Annotated in this window: 13 protein-coding genes and 1 pseudogene; 9 read left to right on the top strand and 5 right to left on the bottom strand. The window is 48.1% G+C overall.

Going from position 1 to position 15512, the window contains the following annotated elements:
* The first annotated feature begins 113 nt into the window (after positions 1-113).
* From E0496_RS14200 to E0496_RS14185, 5 genes and pseudogenes are all read left to right on the top strand, one after another.
* Positions 114-1730, top strand: a complete 1617-nt coding sequence (locus tag E0496_RS14200) for a helix-turn-helix domain-containing protein (protein ID WP_161601423.1) — start codon at positions 114-116, stop codon at positions 1728-1730.
* Between the two features lie 119 nt (positions 1731-1849).
* A complete protein-coding gene (locus E0496_RS14195) occupies positions 1850-2044 on the top strand; it encodes a DUF2188 domain-containing protein (protein ID WP_139992256.1) in 195 nt (64 codons plus the stop codon).
* 408 nt (positions 2045-2452) lie between these two features.
* A pseudogene (locus tag E0496_RS14190) lies at positions 2453-3718 on the top strand (family 8 glycosyl hydrolase); the annotation flags it as partial.
* An 18-nt stretch (positions 3719-3736) separates the two neighbouring features.
* Entirely contained in the window at positions 3737-4246 is a 510-nt protein-coding gene (locus E0496_RS36540) for a CBM96 family carbohydrate-binding protein (protein WP_241674809.1), read from the top strand.
* 107 nt (positions 4247-4353) lie between these two features.
* Positions 4354-6381: an AraC family transcriptional regulator gene (locus E0496_RS14185; protein ID WP_141502454.1), complete on the top strand. Its 2028-nt coding sequence runs from the start codon at positions 4354-4356 to the stop codon at positions 6379-6381.
* Positions 6382-6455: 74 nt separating this feature from the next.
* Here E0496_RS14185 and E0496_RS14180 read toward each other — a convergent pair whose 3' ends face one another.
* Positions 6456-7754 carry a sensor histidine kinase gene (locus E0496_RS14180; RefSeq protein ID WP_141502452.1) on the bottom strand — a complete coding sequence of 433 codons (1299 nt, stop codon included), beginning with the start codon at positions 7752-7754 and terminating at the stop codon, positions 6456-6458.
* Complete coding sequence (locus E0496_RS14175; RefSeq protein WP_139992252.1) at positions 7754-8431, bottom strand: response regulator transcription factor; 678 nt, start codon at positions 8429-8431, stop codon at positions 7754-7756. Before E0496_RS14175 ends, E0496_RS14180 begins: the two co-directional genes overlap by 1 nt.
* A gap of 234 nt (positions 8432-8665) precedes the next feature.
* On the opposite strand from E0496_RS14175, the gene E0496_RS14170 reads away from it, so the two are divergent.
* Genes E0496_RS14170 through E0496_RS14160 form a run of 3 tightly spaced genes read left to right on the top strand, consistent with a single transcriptional unit; the run spans position 8666 to position 12075 of the window.
* Positions 8666-9409, top strand: coding sequence for a polyphosphate polymerase domain-containing protein (locus tag E0496_RS14170; protein ID WP_139992250.1), 744 nt, complete (start codon positions 8666-8668; stop codon positions 9407-9409).
* Entirely contained in the window at positions 9402-10085 is a 684-nt protein-coding gene (locus tag E0496_RS14165; RefSeq protein ID WP_141502451.1) for a DUF4956 domain-containing protein, read from the top strand. The genes E0496_RS14170 and E0496_RS14165 overlap by 8 nt, the downstream gene beginning before the upstream one ends.
* 28 nt (positions 10086-10113) lie before the next feature.
* On the top strand, positions 10114-12075 hold the full coding sequence (locus E0496_RS14160) for a carbohydrate-binding domain-containing protein (RefSeq protein WP_141502449.1): 1962 nt from the start codon (positions 10114-10116) through the stop codon (positions 12073-12075).
* A gap of 87 nt (positions 12076-12162) precedes the next feature.
* Here E0496_RS14160 and E0496_RS14155 read toward each other — a convergent pair whose 3' ends face one another.
* The gene (locus tag E0496_RS14155) at positions 12163-12807 is read right to left on the bottom strand and encodes a YitT family protein (protein ID WP_141502446.1); all 645 of its coding nucleotides are present in this window, start codon (positions 12805-12807) and stop codon (positions 12163-12165) included.
* 153 nt (positions 12808-12960) lie between these two features.
* Here E0496_RS14155 and E0496_RS14150 point away from each other — a divergent pair, with 153 nt between their 5' ends.
* Positions 12961-13398: an Lrp/AsnC family transcriptional regulator gene (locus tag E0496_RS14150; RefSeq protein WP_141502444.1), complete on the top strand. Its 438-nt coding sequence runs from the start codon at positions 12961-12963 to the stop codon at positions 13396-13398.
* A 55-nt stretch (positions 13399-13453) separates the two neighbouring features.
* On the opposite strand, the gene E0496_RS14145 is transcribed toward E0496_RS14150, so the two are convergent.
* Both E0496_RS14145 and deoD read right to left on the bottom strand, forming a co-directional pair.
* Positions 13454-14755, bottom strand: a complete 1302-nt coding sequence (locus tag E0496_RS14145) for a pyrimidine-nucleoside phosphorylase (protein ID WP_141502443.1) — start codon at positions 14753-14755, stop codon at positions 13454-13456.
* Between the two features lie 41 nt (positions 14756-14796).
* Positions 14797-15504, bottom strand: coding sequence for a purine-nucleoside phosphorylase (deoD, locus tag E0496_RS14140; protein WP_141502441.1), 708 nt, complete (start codon positions 15502-15504; stop codon positions 14797-14799).
* Positions 15505-15512 lie beyond the last annotated feature (8 nt).

Below are 15512 nucleotides of genomic sequence, written 5' to 3'. Positions count from 1 at the left end.
TGATAGGAATAAGGCCCCTGCCTGCAAGGGGCCTTTTCGGCGGTTTATAATTATAATACAATGAACCTATTATGGAGCGTGATGATTTTGTTTTTTTGAGGGGGACTACTCCGGTGAACACCAATGAAACGGACTGGCCTTTTGAACATTTGCATCTTCAATGGAAAGGGTTGGACAGCCAAAGCTATGATTTGAGCGTTCCGAATGCTGTATCTTCTATACCTACGCATGCGTTATGGATCATTCAACGGGGAACAGCCCAGGTTATGATTGGAGGACAGCGGTTCTTGCTTCGGGAAAATCATTGCGTATTGTTACCTCCAGGCTCGCGGGTTGAATTTGCGGTCGAGCAGGGGCAGACGATGTACGTGCATGCACTAACCTTTGTTGCTAGCATGCTCAATGGAGCTGCCGATTCGCAGGAAGATGTTTTGTCGTCTTTTGAAAATCGTCCCACAGCAGTTACACCCCTTTCTCCTCTACTGACTATGTTGGATAGCTTGAAGGAGTATAAGGAAACACGCAACGGACTGGAAAAATTCAGAAGAGGCATCCTATTGCAGGAGGTATTGTATACATTCCTGGCTCGGGTTTCTTCGGGACAACCTGCGAATTCGCGGGAGGCGGTTGAACAGACGATATTGTATATGAAGGAGCATTATCATCGGAAGCTGAATGTGAACGACCTATCGGCTATGGCTGAGGTTGGACCACGTCAATACTCCCATATTTTTAAGCAAATGACAGGGGCAAGCCCTATTGATTATTTATATAGGCTACGAATCGAGCAGGCCAAGAAGCTGCTGAAGGCGTCTGATCGTAATATGCTAACCATAGCCAATCAGGTCGGCTTCCGCGATGAGTTTTATTTTAGTCGAAGATTCAAACAGCAGGTGGGGGTTCCGCCAACGCATTACATGAAAAAACACCAGCCCCGCGTGATAGGCTTACTGTATACGTCGCATTTACTTGCGCTAGGTTTGACACCGGTGGGCGCCCCCGATTACCATCTGCTGCAAAACGAGTATGTGTATCCCTATCTCAGCAGCATGAAGTCGTTCCAATGGGATCCTTGTGACATGGATGAGATTAGACAGATGGAACCGGATATCATTCTCGGCTACGAGCATATGACGCCTGGCGAATACGAGCAGTTTTCTCGAATTGCTGAAGTCGTGCGCGTGACATGGCAGTCTCAAGATGTGTATCAGCAGCTAGGCAGCGTGTCTTCCGTGATAGACAAGCATCAACAGGGGAGAGACTGGCTGGAGAACCACGAAGAGAAAGTAATGCAGACAAAAGAGCGGCTGCGAGCTTTAATCGGGGATCGGGAGACTTGTGCAGCCTTCGTTATTGATAAGGATGGTTTCCGAGTAGCGGGAGACCGGAATATGGGGCATGTCCTATATCATGCACTGAACTGGAAGCCGCATCCGCTCGTTCAACGCATCATTGCGGGCTACAACGGCAGCAATGTGTTTTCGGATGCGCTAGCTTTCGATGAGATTTGTCTTTATGATGCCGATCGGATATTTGTTATGGTAAACGATAGGGATCCCGGTGCTGAGGCGGCGTTCCGCAAGCTTCTGCACACACAGTCGTGGCAAAGCTTAAAGGCAGTGCGCAGCGGCAGTGCTCATATCGTTTCCTTCGACCGATGGTGGATGTATTCGCCACTTGCAGTGGAAGGGCAACTTAAGGATATTGAAGCTTTCATCGGGGTACGATGAAAATGGTGTTTGCTGCAGCTTTGTTTAAGCTTCCGCTCGTATTGGGTAATAGTCGTTAGAAAGCACAGGCGGTAAAAGCACTAGCCGCTGGTGACCCAAACCGAGAGGAGGGCTGCACAATGCCGTGGACAAAAGAGGACTACCCAGACTCCCTCAAAAACTTTATGGCTCCCGTTCGCAACAAAGCGATCGATATTGCCAACGCTTTGCTCGAGGACGGTTATGAAGAGGGACGGGCAATTGCGATTGCGACTTCCCAAGCCAAAGAATGGGGCGAGAATCGCGACAAGCAAATTCGTAAGAAAACAAAGTAGCCACAGCATTTTGCACCAAAAAAGGCGTCCAGCAATCGGTATCTTATGAGACCTTTTGCGTGATGCTTTTTTTCGTTATGCCTAGCTTAAATAGGATGTTTTCGGCCTTTGGTCGCTAGAGAGAGTATGACTTCGCATTTGGCGCTAGTTGAGGTGAAAATCCACTTTCAAGCCGTCAATACAAATAACCAGTCATATTCAACTATAAATATATAAGCGATTAAACTTTATGATCGAATGAGCAATAGGTTTGAATAGGAACAAAGTAGGTTATTTAATAAACAGGTATTAAAATAGAAAATTATGTGATAAAATCACCGTGAAGCGCGTCCCGACAGATATGAACGAACCCTACCTTGTTTTAAAAGTTAAAGCGCTTATACTATTAAGGGAGGAATTTTAATGTTCATGCATTTTTATCGAACCATCCGTACGTGTAAAAAAGCTTTTGCCATCGGTCTTGCCGCTGTGATGCTGTTAAGCCTGTCCCAAGTATCCACTTCGTTTATGGAAACGGCCAGTGCAGCGGGAGAAGCAAAACCTTTTCCACAGCAGGTGAGCTATCCGGGAATTATCAAGCCTAACCATGTCACGCAGTCATCCATGAATGCTTCGGTATCTTCTTATTATGACTACTGGAAAGGCAAGTACCTCAAAAATAATTTGGCTTCGCTACCCGGGGGCTATTACGTGAAGGGTGAAATTACGGGCAGCGCTGGCGGTTTTACGCCGCTAGGCACATCTGAAGGACAAGGCTACGGAATGGTCATCACGGCATTAATGGCAGGTCATGACGCCAATGCACAGACGATATACAACGGCTTATTTAAGACGGCCCGTGCTTTCAAGAGCTCGATCAATAGCGGGCTGATGGGCTGGGTCGTAGCCGATCACGTGAATGCGCAAGGTAATTTCAGCTCTGCGACAGATGGGGATTTGGACATTGCCTATTCGTTGATATTAGCCCACAACCAATGGGGATCAAGCGGTACCATTAATTATCTCTCCGAAGCTACAGCGATGATTAATGCAATTAAGCAAAGTAACGTTACAAATAGCAATCGCTTGAATCTGGGAGACTGGGATTCGAAGAGCGCGCTAAATTCAAGGCCATCGGACTGGATGCTTAGTCATTTACGAGCTTTTTATGATGTGACTGGCGATCAGACCTGGATTAACGTCATTAATAGCTTGTATACGGCTTACTCTCAGGTTAGCAATAGCTATGCTTCTACTACGGGATTGATCTCAGACTTCATTGTAGATAACCCGGCTAAGCCAGCTCCAGAGTGGTATTTAGATGAATTCAAAGAAACGAATCAATATTTCTACAATGCATCGCGGGTACCGCTGCGCATCGTTATGGATTATGCGCTTTATGGTGATGCCAGAGGCAAAACGATCGCTGACAAAATAGCGGTGTGGATTAAAGGCAAGACAAACGGATCCCCCTCCTCCATTGTAGCGGGCTATACGTTAAGCGGGAATGCGATCAATTCCTACAGCTCCGCCGTCTTTACGTCGCCGCTTATCTCTGCCGCCACAACGAGCACGAGCCACCAGGCGTGGGTGAATGCAGGATGGGATTGGATGAAAAATGCAAAAGCCGGTTATTTTGAAGATACCTTTAACCTGTTGAACATGCTCTACATTTCGGGCAACTGGTGGAAGCCGGGCAGCGGTGGCCCTGTTGTGCCTGGCGCTACCCTTCAAGTCATAGAGGACAGTTTTGTTCGGGGCGGTACGTACGGCTCGGATAATTATGGATCACAGACGACGTTAACGATTAAGAAAAGAGACAGCGATGCGTCGTTTGCACGTGAGGCTTATCTAAAATTTAATAAATCGTCCGTAACGGGCACCATCAATTCGGCCAAAATCAAGCTGTACGTGAATAGCTTGCACAGCAATTCCACAAGTGTCCCCATCAGGGCTTTTGGCATTAACAATACGGCTTGGACCGAATCTACCTTGAAGTATTCTAATCGGCCAACTGAGGCTGGAACCTCTCAAGGCTCCGATACAGCCAGTGCCGCAGGCAGCTATATTTATTTGGACGTCACCTCATTCGTAAATAACTTTTCTGGCAGCGTGATATCGTTTAGAATCGTGGGCTTAACGGAGGATGTTGGAGCAGAGCTTGCCTCCAAGGAAAACACGACCGCTTCAAGACGGCCGGTTCTTCAAATTAATGGCGGATAGCCTGCTGTTATTATGAATCTATAGAACAAGGGGAAGGCTGTGACAGGCTGCCGTAAGGCGGACTGCTGCAGTCTTTTCCCTTTACGTTGAGAATTGTTATCAATATAATGAAAGGTAATGTGGTTAAGGTTAGGGAGGTACTTAAGAAGGCGATGAGGCTGAACGATCATATTGCATTATGGAATCATGCAGCTATTAAAGTTTGGGATATCCGTTATGGGGTACTGGAGTGCGGAGCCGAGATGCAGGGCTACCGCCTGCCGACCAGCGCATTTCTGTATGTGCAAAGCGGCCATGCGCAGGTACAGCTGGACGATACGCTCCACGGCATGAGCCGAAATCATGTGTTGCACGGCGGGCGCGGCGCTTGTCTTACTATTTTAGCGGAGGAACCGTTTGAATATTATCTGATCCTATATAAGGCTGTTTTGATGCTGCCTTCATCCCGGAGTTTAAAACAGCAGATGGAGAGTGACAATCCGTTTCAATCCCAATACAGCTTCATTCCGCTATACCCTTTGCCCTTGCTGGACAAGCTGGAGCGGATGCATCAGGGCTGGATGAAGGAGAACACGCTGGATTCCTTTCACGCCAGGACTTTGTTTTATCAATTCATTCATGAGCTTCTATGGCAGATGCAGCGTCAAGGAATCAATCCGGTCGATCCTGATCTGATGGCGCAGGTGCTTCGTTATATGCAGGATCATTATATGGAGCCCTTAACATTGGAAATGCTGGCAGAGCTGTTTGACTGCAGTGTGAGCTATTTGACGAAGCTGTTCAAGCATCGCGTGAACGAGAGCCCCATCCGGTTTCTGACGCGCATTCGTATGGAGGCTTCCGTGAACGATTTGGTTCATAGCGCTCTCTCGCTGCAGGAGATTGCCGAGCGGGCCGGTTATCCCGATGCCCACACGTTTAGCCGAAGTTTCAAGAAAAGCTACGGCATGCCGCCAGCACAGTTCAGGTCCCGACACAAGGACGGCGGGCCCATACTGGATTTGCCCATGCTTCGGATGAAATCTGCCCTTGATGCCGCCAATCTCGGGTGCTATAGTGTCAATGGTTACGAGAACGATTATCATTTACGCATAAGAGGGGGATTTTCGGTGAAAAAAGTAAGCAAGTCGACTTCAATTGCTACAGCAGCCTTGCTGTTATGCATTACTTTGTTAATTGGCGCTTGCTCCAATGGTACAAATTCGGTAAATACCAATGGAAGCGGGAATGGAACATCTGCGGCGGGTGCGAGCCAGGAAGGGACAACGAAAGCTCCGAAGCCTACGAATGCTGCCGCGACGACGAAGACCTATACGGACAGCAAGGGATCGGTTACGATACCGTCCGATCCAAAGCGGATTATTGATTTGACGGGAAGCGCGATCGGTAATTTGTTGGCGCTTGGTGTTACACCGCTGGCTGCTACCCAAGATGCGCTGCAAAATCCTTATCTTGATGGCAAGCTGGATGATGTCATTAATATTGGTGAAGAGCCCAATATCGAGGCTATATTGGACTTGGACCCGGACTTGATTATTACATTTGATTATATTGAAGAAACCCAGTACGAGAGTTTGGTTCAAATCGCTCCGGTTGTTCGGTTGAAATATGACGCGGGGACCCCGGCTGACCTACTGCTGGAGTTTGGTAAGATTACGAGCAGGGAAGACCTTGCACAGGACTGGATAGAGAAGTGGAACGCCAAAATTGCGGAAGTCAAGCCGAAGATCAACGAAGTCGTTGGCGACAAAACGGTATCGATTCTTCAGCCGTTTGCGAAAGGCATCTATGCATGGGGCAATAAGGGCGGCAGAGGCGGAGAAATCATCCATGGAGACCTTGGGCTTAAGGCGCCACCGATTATTCAGGAAAAACTGATTGACGGGGAAGAGTTTGGAGCAGCCTTGACGCTTGAGCTATTGCCCGAATATGCTGGCGACTACATCTTCACGAGCAACTGGGGATGGGATGACGGTAACCCGGATGTCGTTTATGGAAGCAAGCTGTGGGAATCGCTGCCCGCAGTGAAAAATAATCAGGTTTATTTTATTGATGCAAAAGGGTCTTACTTCAACGATCCCATTTCTCTGGAAGCGCAATTGGAATTTATCGTTGAGAGCTTTCTGGGTAAATAAGAAGGGAAAAGCTTTTATATCACAAATAGATCATGGAATGAGTAAAGGCCATCCTACGCAGGATGGCCTTTTTCTCAAGAAAGATAAACAAAAAACGTAGTCGATTGACCGACCGTGCTTGTCGCGTAAATCTTCCCTTTATGCTGTTCGACAATAGATTTGGCAATCGCAAGGCCAAGGCCATAACCGCCCTGCTTGCGTGCCCGGGAAGTATCAGTACGGTAGAACCGATCAAAGATTCGGGTCAGATGCTCAGCGGCAATCCCCTCACCAGTGTTGGTCACCGAGAGCACCACGTCGTTCTGCTGTTTCTTAAGCGAAAGGGTGACAGCACCCTTGGAGTTCGTATATTTAACCGCATTGTCCAGCAAAATCATAACCACTTGTTTAATTTGCTCGCTGCTGCCTTGTACCGTCAGATTAGGCTCGATCTCATAGTCCAGCGCCACATTTTTCTCAAAGATAACGGCCTCCATCGTCAAAATAATCGTTTCAACCGCTTCGCTCAGATTGAACTTCGAGTAGACCATGCTTGCTCTGGAATCATCCATTTCCGTTAAATACAAAAGATCATTGGTTAATCTAGTCATTCTTTCCGTTTCTGATTTAATGTAGTGCAGCCACTTGGACTGATTGTGAATCGTGTCCTCGCTATTGGATAACAAGACATCCGCATTGGTATTAATAATGGTAAGCGGCGTTTTCATTTCATGGGAAGCGTCGGCAATGAACTGCTTCTGCTTATCGAAAGCCTCTTTAACCGGCCTGATCGACTGATTGGCGAAGAAGCGGCTGGTGAAGAAGAGGATCAGAAGCATGACCAATCCCACTACGGAGAAGGTATAGATTAAATTAGTCAAAATCTCTTGCTGGGCGGTGATATCCAGGAAGACAAGCATATAGCCATCATTGGTAGGCTTCATATTAAACGTCCAATGGCTGCCATCGAGCTTAAATTGTCCCGTGTCTTTATTCAATGTCACGGCTTCCTCCAGCGCCTCCTCATAAAATTCGGTATCCATCACAAATTGCGAGGCAGTTGCAGTCAGAGTATGCGCTTCGTCGGTTTGAAGCATAAAGGAAACGGAGCGCTCAGGCGGCGAATCCCGGTTATACCTCTCTTCTTTATCCATAGGTCCTTTATCATTATCCATGGCTGTTGAAGAAGAGGCCCCCTCTGAACGGGAAGGCGAATGGTCTGAATTCCCGGGTGGCTTCTGATAAGACTCCGATATCCGGAAGAGCTCCATGTTGATATCGCTTCGCACATTTCGGTAAGTAATGACGTAAATGGAAGCGAAGGCGACAAGCATGACGATGGAGATAATAATCAGGTTAACTATGAGAAATCGATTTCGGAGCTTCGTAAACATTAGGCTGTCACCTCTAATACATACCCTACGTTTCGGATCGTGTTAATGCGCACCGTCGAGTGCAGGAATGTGAATTTTTTTCTCAAAAAAGAAATGTACACCTCCACGTTGTTATGCTCCGCTTCGGAATCAAACCCCCATAGCTTCTCGATAATTTGTTCCTTGGAAGTCACGGCTTGTTTCCGAACGATCAGCAGCTCCAGTAAGGCGCTTTCCTTTAAATTGAGCTTCATTTCTTTCCCTTTGACGGTGAGCTTTAGATTCGTCGTATTCAATTCGATGTCTCCGAACGTTAACGCATCCTCCGGCACTACCTCTCCTTTGCGCCGAAGCGCCGCTCTTATTCTGGCAAGCAGCTCCTCGGATGAAAAAGGCTTAGCGATATAGTCGTCGGCTCCATAGTCCAGGCCTGCGACCATATCTGAAATTTCTCCTTTTGCTGTTAGCAGAATAACGGGAGTGGAGACGCCTTCTTTGCGGAGCTTGGTCAATACGCTGATCCCATCCATTTCAGGCATCATAATATCCAGCAGCAGCAAATCATAAATCCCGCTCAACGCATAATCCAAGCCCGTTCTGCCGTCATGGACAGCGTCAACGGCGTAATGCTGTTTCTTTAATATTTGGGTTAAGGCTTCTGCAAGATGAAGCTCATCTTCTACGATTAAGATTCTCATGGTCTGTCATCCTCTATATGAGTTCTGTATTTAATGAGGTAATTATATCAGGATTACCTTTAGTCAACCTTAATAATGAAAGCGAAAAACGAAGCTTGTCCGGCCAGCAAAAAAGTTGAGCATTTGTAAATAGATTTAAGTTTCACTAAAGGTTTGGGGACTAAGATACAACTATAGCACACGAGATCACAACCGCCATTACAAGCGAAATCAAATAGAGAGGACTTGAACCCTATGGCTATTGAGGTATTCAACCGATATGAGAATAAATATTTGCTGGACAGTGAGGCCTACCGCCGTTTCTACCTTCAATTGTTGGAATATATGGAGCTGGACGATTATAACAAGCAGCATGAATTTTATTCCATCACTAATTTGTATTATGACACTGAACACGATGCTTTGATTCGCAACAGTCTATCCAAGCCGAAGTACAAGGAAAAGCTTCGTTTGAGGGCTTACGGCACCCCGCAGCAGGATGCAAAGGTATACCTAGAAATTAAGAAGAAGGTATGCGGTTTGGTTAACAAACGAAGGACGGGACTGAAGCTGAATGAGGCTTATGAATTTGTCCGTACAGGCGTCCAGCCAGAACTTAAGGATTACATGAACAATCAGGTTCTGCAGGAAATTACATACTTTCTTGGACAGTATGACCTGCAGCCCAAAGTATATCTGGGTTATGAGCGCAAAGCGTTATTTTGTAAAAATAGCCGCGACCTCCGAATTACCTTTGATACGAATATCAGATGCCGGCGGTATGATTTGAAGCTTGAGAGCGGCAATTACGGAGAACCTCTGCTGGAGCCTGGCCAGTGGCTGATGGAAGTAAAGGCAGAGAAGACAATTCCCATGTGGTTGTCGAGACTGCTGTCTGAGCATCAGATGTATCGCACTAGCTTCTCGAAATACGGCAATGAATACAAAAAAATGCTGAGAAACAGCAGCGCAGAAAGGGGAAGCGTCCTCTATGCTTGAGTCACTTTTTTCCACCTCCTTAACTACAACGGAATTAACTTTTACATCGGCAATCATTACGATTTTATTGTCTCTAGTCCTAGGCGGCATGATCAGTTACACCTATATGAAGACGAATCCGAATGGGTATTCGCAAAGCTTCACGCTTACGATGGTGCTGCTGCCAGTCATTGTAGCTATCATCATATTGCTCATCGGCAGCAATATTGCCAGAGCTTTTAGCCTAGCAGGAGCCTTCTCCATTATTCGGTTCAGAAGCGCGCCGGGCGACCCTAAGGATATCACTTTTGTCTTGTTCACCATGGCGGCGGGGCTCGCCTGCGGGGTTGGTTCCTTCGGTTACGCCGTGTTGTTCACTCTGATCCTCTGCGTGCTGATGGTGGTGCTTAACCGAGTGAAATTTGGCGTTAGAAAAACGCTGCAAAAAGTATTGAAAGTGACCATCCCGGAAAATTTGGGCTATGAGGAAGCATTTGCTGAAGTTTTTGCCCAATTTAAAGTGGGTTATGAGCTTAAGAAAATTCGGACCACTGAGCTAGGCAGCTTATATGAACTGGTGTACACCGTGACGATTGACGAGCTTACGAACCAGAAGCAATTCCTGGACGCCATTCGATGCAGAAACGGAAACCTAGATATTTCGTTAACGATGAATCCAACCACGTATGACTATTAAATCATTTGGAATCGAAAGGATGAGCGATATGAAAAAAGGAAAAATGAGACGGATGTTAGGAATTCTACTGATCTGTACGGTAGTTTTATCAGCTTGCAGCACTACGGCATCGCAGACAACGCCTACTGCAGAGGTGACAGAAGCCGCTGCGAACACGGCAAGTACGGCAGGCTCGGAAAGCCAGACCGTTACAGCCGCACTTCCCGCTACCGTTAAAGTGTCTGATGTGGCGACGTTTGACGAGGAGGATCACGCTACGGATTGGAACGCGGATTCCGCGACCGTGATTAAACTGAACGGAACCAGTGCCTCCATTACCGGTTCCGGAGCAGCCACCGCGAATGGCTCCGTGAACATCACAGAAGCAGGAACGTATGTCCTGAACGGGACTCTGAGCGACGGGCAAGTTGTGGTAAATGTACAAGATGAAGGAGTCGTCCATCTGGTGCTGAACGGAGTAGAGATTCATGACAACGACAGCGCAGCGATCGATATCAAGGAAGCGGACAAGGTAGTTATGACGCTGCAGGAAGGTACGGTGAATTCGATTTCGGACGGTAAAGACTATGTCTTTGCGGATGCTGCGACCAATGAGCCGAGTGCGGCTTTGTTCAGTAAAGCGGATCTGACGATCAACGGTACCGGGAAGCTGTCGGTTGTGGCCAGCTATAATGACGGAATTACAAGCAAAGATGACTTAAAAATCGTGTCAGGAACTATAGCCATTCAGGCTGCGGATGATGGCATTGTAGGCAAGGACATGATTGCTATTGAAAATGGAGATCTAACGATTAAGGCAGAGGGAGACGGAATCAAGTCCACTAACGATGCCGATGCAGCACTAGGGTTTATCGCTATTGCCGGTGGAACTTTCCAGATTGAGGCTGGCAATGACGGCATTCAAGCCGAAACTGCTTTGGTCATGGATGGAGGTACGTATACCTTGACGACGGGTGGAGGCAGCTCTAATGGTGAAGTGAAGCAGGAGGAGATGGGAGGAGGCTCGCCAAGAGGCGCTGCTTCAACTACAACAGCAACGGAGGAAACGGCAAGCACGAAAGGGCTGAAGGCAGGAGGAGATATCACCGTGAACAGCGGAAGCTTTGCGATTGATTCCGCAGATGATGCCGTGCACAGCAACAGCAATGTTACCGTAATTGGCGGAGATATGGAAATAGCGACGGGTGATGATGGAATCCATGCGGATGCCTTGGTGACGATAGCCGGAGGAAGCATTAACATCACCAAGAGCTATGAAGGCATTGAAGGGGCAAACATTACGATTTTCGGCGGCGAGACTCATGTGGCTGCTTCGGATGACGGGATTAATGTAGCGGGAGGCAGCGATGAAACGAGCGGCGGAAGCGCAGACCAGTTCCAAGCGTCTTCTAGCAATCTGCTTACCATTAGCGGAGGCACAGTAAGCGTGGATGCCGCTGGTGATGGTCTGGATTCAAACGGTTCTATCGTGATGACGGGCGGTACGGTTATCGTTAATGGCCCAACGAACAACGGCAATGGGGCATTGGATTACGATGGCAGCTTTGACCTCAGCGGTGGAACGCTAGTGGCAGCGGGAAGCTCGGGAATGGCTCAAGCAGCGTCTGACAGCTCCAGTCAATTCACGGTCAGCATGACGTTCCCACAGACTCAGCAAGCAGGAACGTTGGTTCACTTGCAAGATAGCGATGGCAACGCCATTATAACCTTTGCGCCAACTAAAAATTATCAATCCGTCGTTATTAGCTCGCCTGAGCTGAAAAGTGGTGGTTCGTATACTCTCTATTCGGGAGGAGCTTCGACAGGGAGCGCAGCGGACGGCATCTATACGGACGGGAATTATACAGGCGGAACGCAAATCACATCGTTTGAAATCTCAAGCAGCGTTACGTGGTTGAATGAATCGGGAGTAACGACTGGCGGCAATACGGGCCGTGGGCCTGGCGGCGGAGGTGGAGGCGCCAGACCTCAAGGAGGAAGTCCAAAATAACGAAGAAACATAATGATAGCCGCGAATTCGGATGATTGATCCGAACTCGCGGCTGTTTGCTAGTATTGTGGTTGCTATCTAGGCTCCTTAAGATGGAGCTGCACGGGATAGAGGCTCCTTTTTCACCTGTTCAGCACTTGCCTTTTTTCTCTTATAAAAAGACAAGAAGCCTGCGGTAACGGCAATGGATAATGCTGAAATCAGACCGCTTGCCAGCGGAAAGACGAATAAGCTGGTGATTACAACGAGCAGGTCAAAGGCCAGATTGGTTTTGCCCGGATGGATGCCATATCTGTGGTGGACATAAATGGCAAGAATCGTCGCGCCGCCGAGGGATGCGCCGTTTCGGAACAATACGGCAATGCCCGCACCGATAAATGCGCCGCCAACAACAGCCCCGATCAGGGATGGAATTGCAAAAGCGGGCAAGGCGCTGTCTAGAGCGCTTAATGCGGAGACAAGCCCGATGGCCAGCATGGTGTTGACGGTAAAGGATTTACCCATGTAAAAGTAGGAAAATATAAAAAAAGGAAGGTTGACGAGGGCGAACAAATAGTGGAATCGGACATGCAGCAAGGGCGATAAGCTTAAAGAGAGACCTGCCGTGCCTCCGGTAACGATATGGGAGTGCTTCAGAATCATCAATCCGCCAGCCGTAACAAAGCAGCCTATTGCAATGTGAAGCCATTTTCGCAGCATATCCTTCATTTTGTTATCCAATATTCGATTCATTTGGCATGCACCGCCTGCTTGATTTTCTTAATTTAAGGATACAAAACCGTGCAATCGGAATATATAATAAACTGCATGAAATATATGTGAGTTTAGGTTACATTGAATGAAATAATGGCATCTATTGTGCAAACTGAAGGGAGGCCTGCGGGTATGGATCAATTGGATAGAACGCTGCTGCAATTGCTGCAGGAGGATGGGCGCATGACGATTAGCGAGCTATCCAAACGAATGGCGTTAAGCCGTCCTAGCATATCGGAGCGTTTGTTGCGACTGCAGGAGAGTAGAGCCATATTGGGATTCGGAGCACGGGTATCGCCAGCCGCGGTCGGAAGGAATATACAGGTCATGATTCAAATGAGTGAGTTGAAAGTATCCCCTACGGAATTCGAGAAACGAATCAGCAATGATTATGATATTTTGGAAGGCCACCGCGTAACGGGAACGGTCAGCTATATATTGAAAGCGGCAGTAACGGGGATGGATGCGCTGAGTGAGCTCGTGGAGAGGCTTATGCCATTTGGAAACGTGAATACATCGGTTATTTTGTCTTCGCCGGTGACGAATAGGGTGATCCTGCCGAAGGAATAGATACAAAGAAACCGGAAGCGCTCACGAAGGAGGCTTTCGGTTTCTGATGGGTATGTTATTCAGTGACAATCCCGTAAACGAGGACAGGGGGCTCGACATGGCTGCCAATGCGAATGTTTTCGTAAATGATGGCAAGAACGTCATCCACGTTGTCGCGATTCGAATGAATGGTGACGAGTGAATCACCGGCTGTTACTTTATCGCCGATTTTTTTATTCAGCATTAGGCCTACGGCTAGATCGATCTCCGATTCTTTCGTTGCCCGCCCTGCGCCAAGCAGCATGGCCGCCGTGCCAATCTCATCTGCTATGATTTCCGTTACAACGCCATCTTCCTTGGCAGGCACTTCGATGAGATAAGCGGCTTGCGGCAATTTCTCCGGATGGTCTACAACCGTCGGATCGCCGCCTTGATTGGCAATAAACGCTTTGAATTTCTCCAGCGCCTTGCCGTTCTGGATTACTTCTCTCAGCAGCTCCTCGGCTTCTTCCAGAGAGCTTGCTTTGTTCGCCAAGAATACCATTTGGCTGCCTAAGGCAAGACAAAGCTCCTCTAAATCCTTAGGTCCTCTTCCTTGCAGCGTATCGATGGCTTCTTTCACTTCAAGCGCATTGCCGATGGCAAAGCCGAGCGGCTGACTCATATCCGAGATGACAGCCATCGTCTTGCGACCGACGTTATTGCCGATGCTAACCATCGCGTGCGCAAGCTCTTTGGCATCGTCAACGGTTTTCATAAAGGCGCCGGCGCCTGTCTTCACATCCAACACGATGGCATCCGAGCCAGCCGCAATTTTCTTGCTCATGATCGAGCTGGCGATCAGCGGTATCGAATTGACCGTTGCCGTCACGTCACGAAGAGCATACAATTTCTTATCGGCCGGGGTTAGATTGCCGGATTGGCCAATGACTGCGATTTTGTCCTTATTCACCAAACGGACGAACTCTTCCTTATCAATCTCAACGTGGAATCCTGCAATAGCTTCCAGCTTGTCAATGGTGCCGCCGGTATGTCCGAGGCCGCGGCCGGACATCTTCGCTACCGGAATATCCAGCGCGGCAACAAGTGGTGCGAGCACGAGCGTGGTTGTATCGCCAACGCCGCCAGTGGAATGCTTGTCTACCTTCACGCCCTCAATCGCAGACAGGTCGATCGTATCGCCGGAATTTACGATGGCCATCGTAAGATCCGCCCGTTCGCGTTCCGTCATATCCTTGAAGAAGATTGCCATAGCTAAGGCGCTGACTTGATAGTCAGGTATCTCATCCTTCGTATAACCTTCGATAATAAAGTTGATTTCTTCTGTCGTCAGTTCTTCGCCGTCCCGCTTTTTCTCAATTAGATCTACCATTCTCATTTTGTGTGTCTCCTCGCATCTTAGGTTTGATTAGAAATAAATTAAAGGGAAATCACGGTTTCGAGAGCGACTTCCATCATATCGTTGAAGGTGCTTTGCCGCTCAGCCGCTGTCGTTTCTTCTCCCGTCAGGAGGTGGTCGCTTACCGTTAATATGGTTAAGGCATTCACCCCATATTTGGCAGCTAGCGTGTATAGCGCCGTTGTTTCCATTTCCACGCCCAACACACCGTAATCCATCAGTTTCTGTACGATCTCTTTGTCATCCCGGTAAAAGGAATCGGAGCAAAAAATATTGCCGACATGGAGCTTTAAGCCTTTCGCTATGCCGCGCTCATAAGCTGCCTTAAGCAAGTGGAAGCTGCCTATTGGCGAATAATCATACCCGCCAAACACATGGCGGTTGACGCTGGAATCCGTACAAGCCGCTTGCGCTAATATAACCTCGCGAACGTTCACGCTGTTCTGCATAGCCCCGCAGGTGCCTACGCGCACTAGATTTTTTACGCCATAATCACGAATGAGTTCATTGACATAGATGCTGATGGAGGGGACGCCCATTCCTGTGCCTTGAACGGAAATGCGTTTACCCTGATAAGTACCCGTAAAACCGAGCATGCCCCTGACCTGGTTATAACAGATGGCATCCTCCAAATAGGTTTCCGCAATATACTGGGCTCTCAGCGGGTCGCCCGGCAATAATATCGTTTCTGCAATTTGGCCTTGTTCGGCACCAATATGAATACTCATAAACATTC

It is taken from the genome of Paenibacillus luteus (genome assembly GCF_006542765.1).
In the GTDB taxonomy this organism is placed as follows: domain Bacteria; phylum Bacillota; class Bacilli; order Paenibacillales; family Paenibacillaceae; genus Pristimantibacillus; species Pristimantibacillus luteus.
Note: the sequence above shows the minus strand (reverse complement) of the source record. Positions and strands in the feature narration are given on the sequence as shown.

What these genes read in the sequence shown, in the direction of transcription:
- E0496_RS14195 (WP_139992256.1), top strand. Translation starts at nt 1,850, where the DNA reads ATGCCGTGGACAAAAGAGGACTACCCAGACTCCCTCAAAAACTTTATG.
- E0496_RS14185 (WP_141502454.1), top strand. Translation starts at nt 4,354, where the DNA reads ATGAAAGGTAATGTGGTTAAGGTTAGGGAGGTACTTAAGAAGGCGATG.
- E0496_RS14180 (WP_141502452.1), bottom strand. Translation starts at nt 7,754, where the DNA reads ATGTTTACGAAGCTCCGAAATCGATTTCTCATAGTTAACCTGATTATT.
- E0496_RS14175 (WP_139992252.1), bottom strand. Translation starts at nt 8,431, where the DNA reads ATGAGAATCTTAATCGTAGAAGATGAGCTTCATCTTGCAGAAGCCTTA.
- E0496_RS14170 (WP_139992250.1), top strand. Translation starts at nt 8,666, where the DNA reads ATGGCTATTGAGGTATTCAACCGATATGAGAATAAATATTTGCTGGAC.
- E0496_RS14165 (WP_141502451.1), top strand. Translation starts at nt 9,402, where the DNA reads ATGCTTGAGTCACTTTTTTCCACCTCCTTAACTACAACGGAATTAACT.
- E0496_RS14160 (WP_141502449.1), top strand. Translation starts at nt 10,114, where the DNA reads ATGAAAAAAGGAAAAATGAGACGGATGTTAGGAATTCTACTGATCTGT.
- E0496_RS14155 (WP_141502446.1), bottom strand. Translation starts at nt 12,807, where the DNA reads ATGAATCGAATATTGGATAACAAAATGAAGGATATGCTGCGAAAATGG.
- E0496_RS14150 (WP_141502444.1), top strand. Translation starts at nt 12,961, where the DNA reads ATGGATCAATTGGATAGAACGCTGCTGCAATTGCTGCAGGAGGATGGG.
- E0496_RS14145 (WP_141502443.1), bottom strand. Translation starts at nt 14,755, where the DNA reads ATGAGAATGGTAGATCTAATTGAGAAAAAGCGGGACGGCGAAGAACTG.
- deoD (WP_141502441.1), bottom strand. Translation starts at nt 15,504, where the DNA reads ATGAGTATTCATATTGGTGCCGAACAAGGCCAAATTGCAGAAACGATA.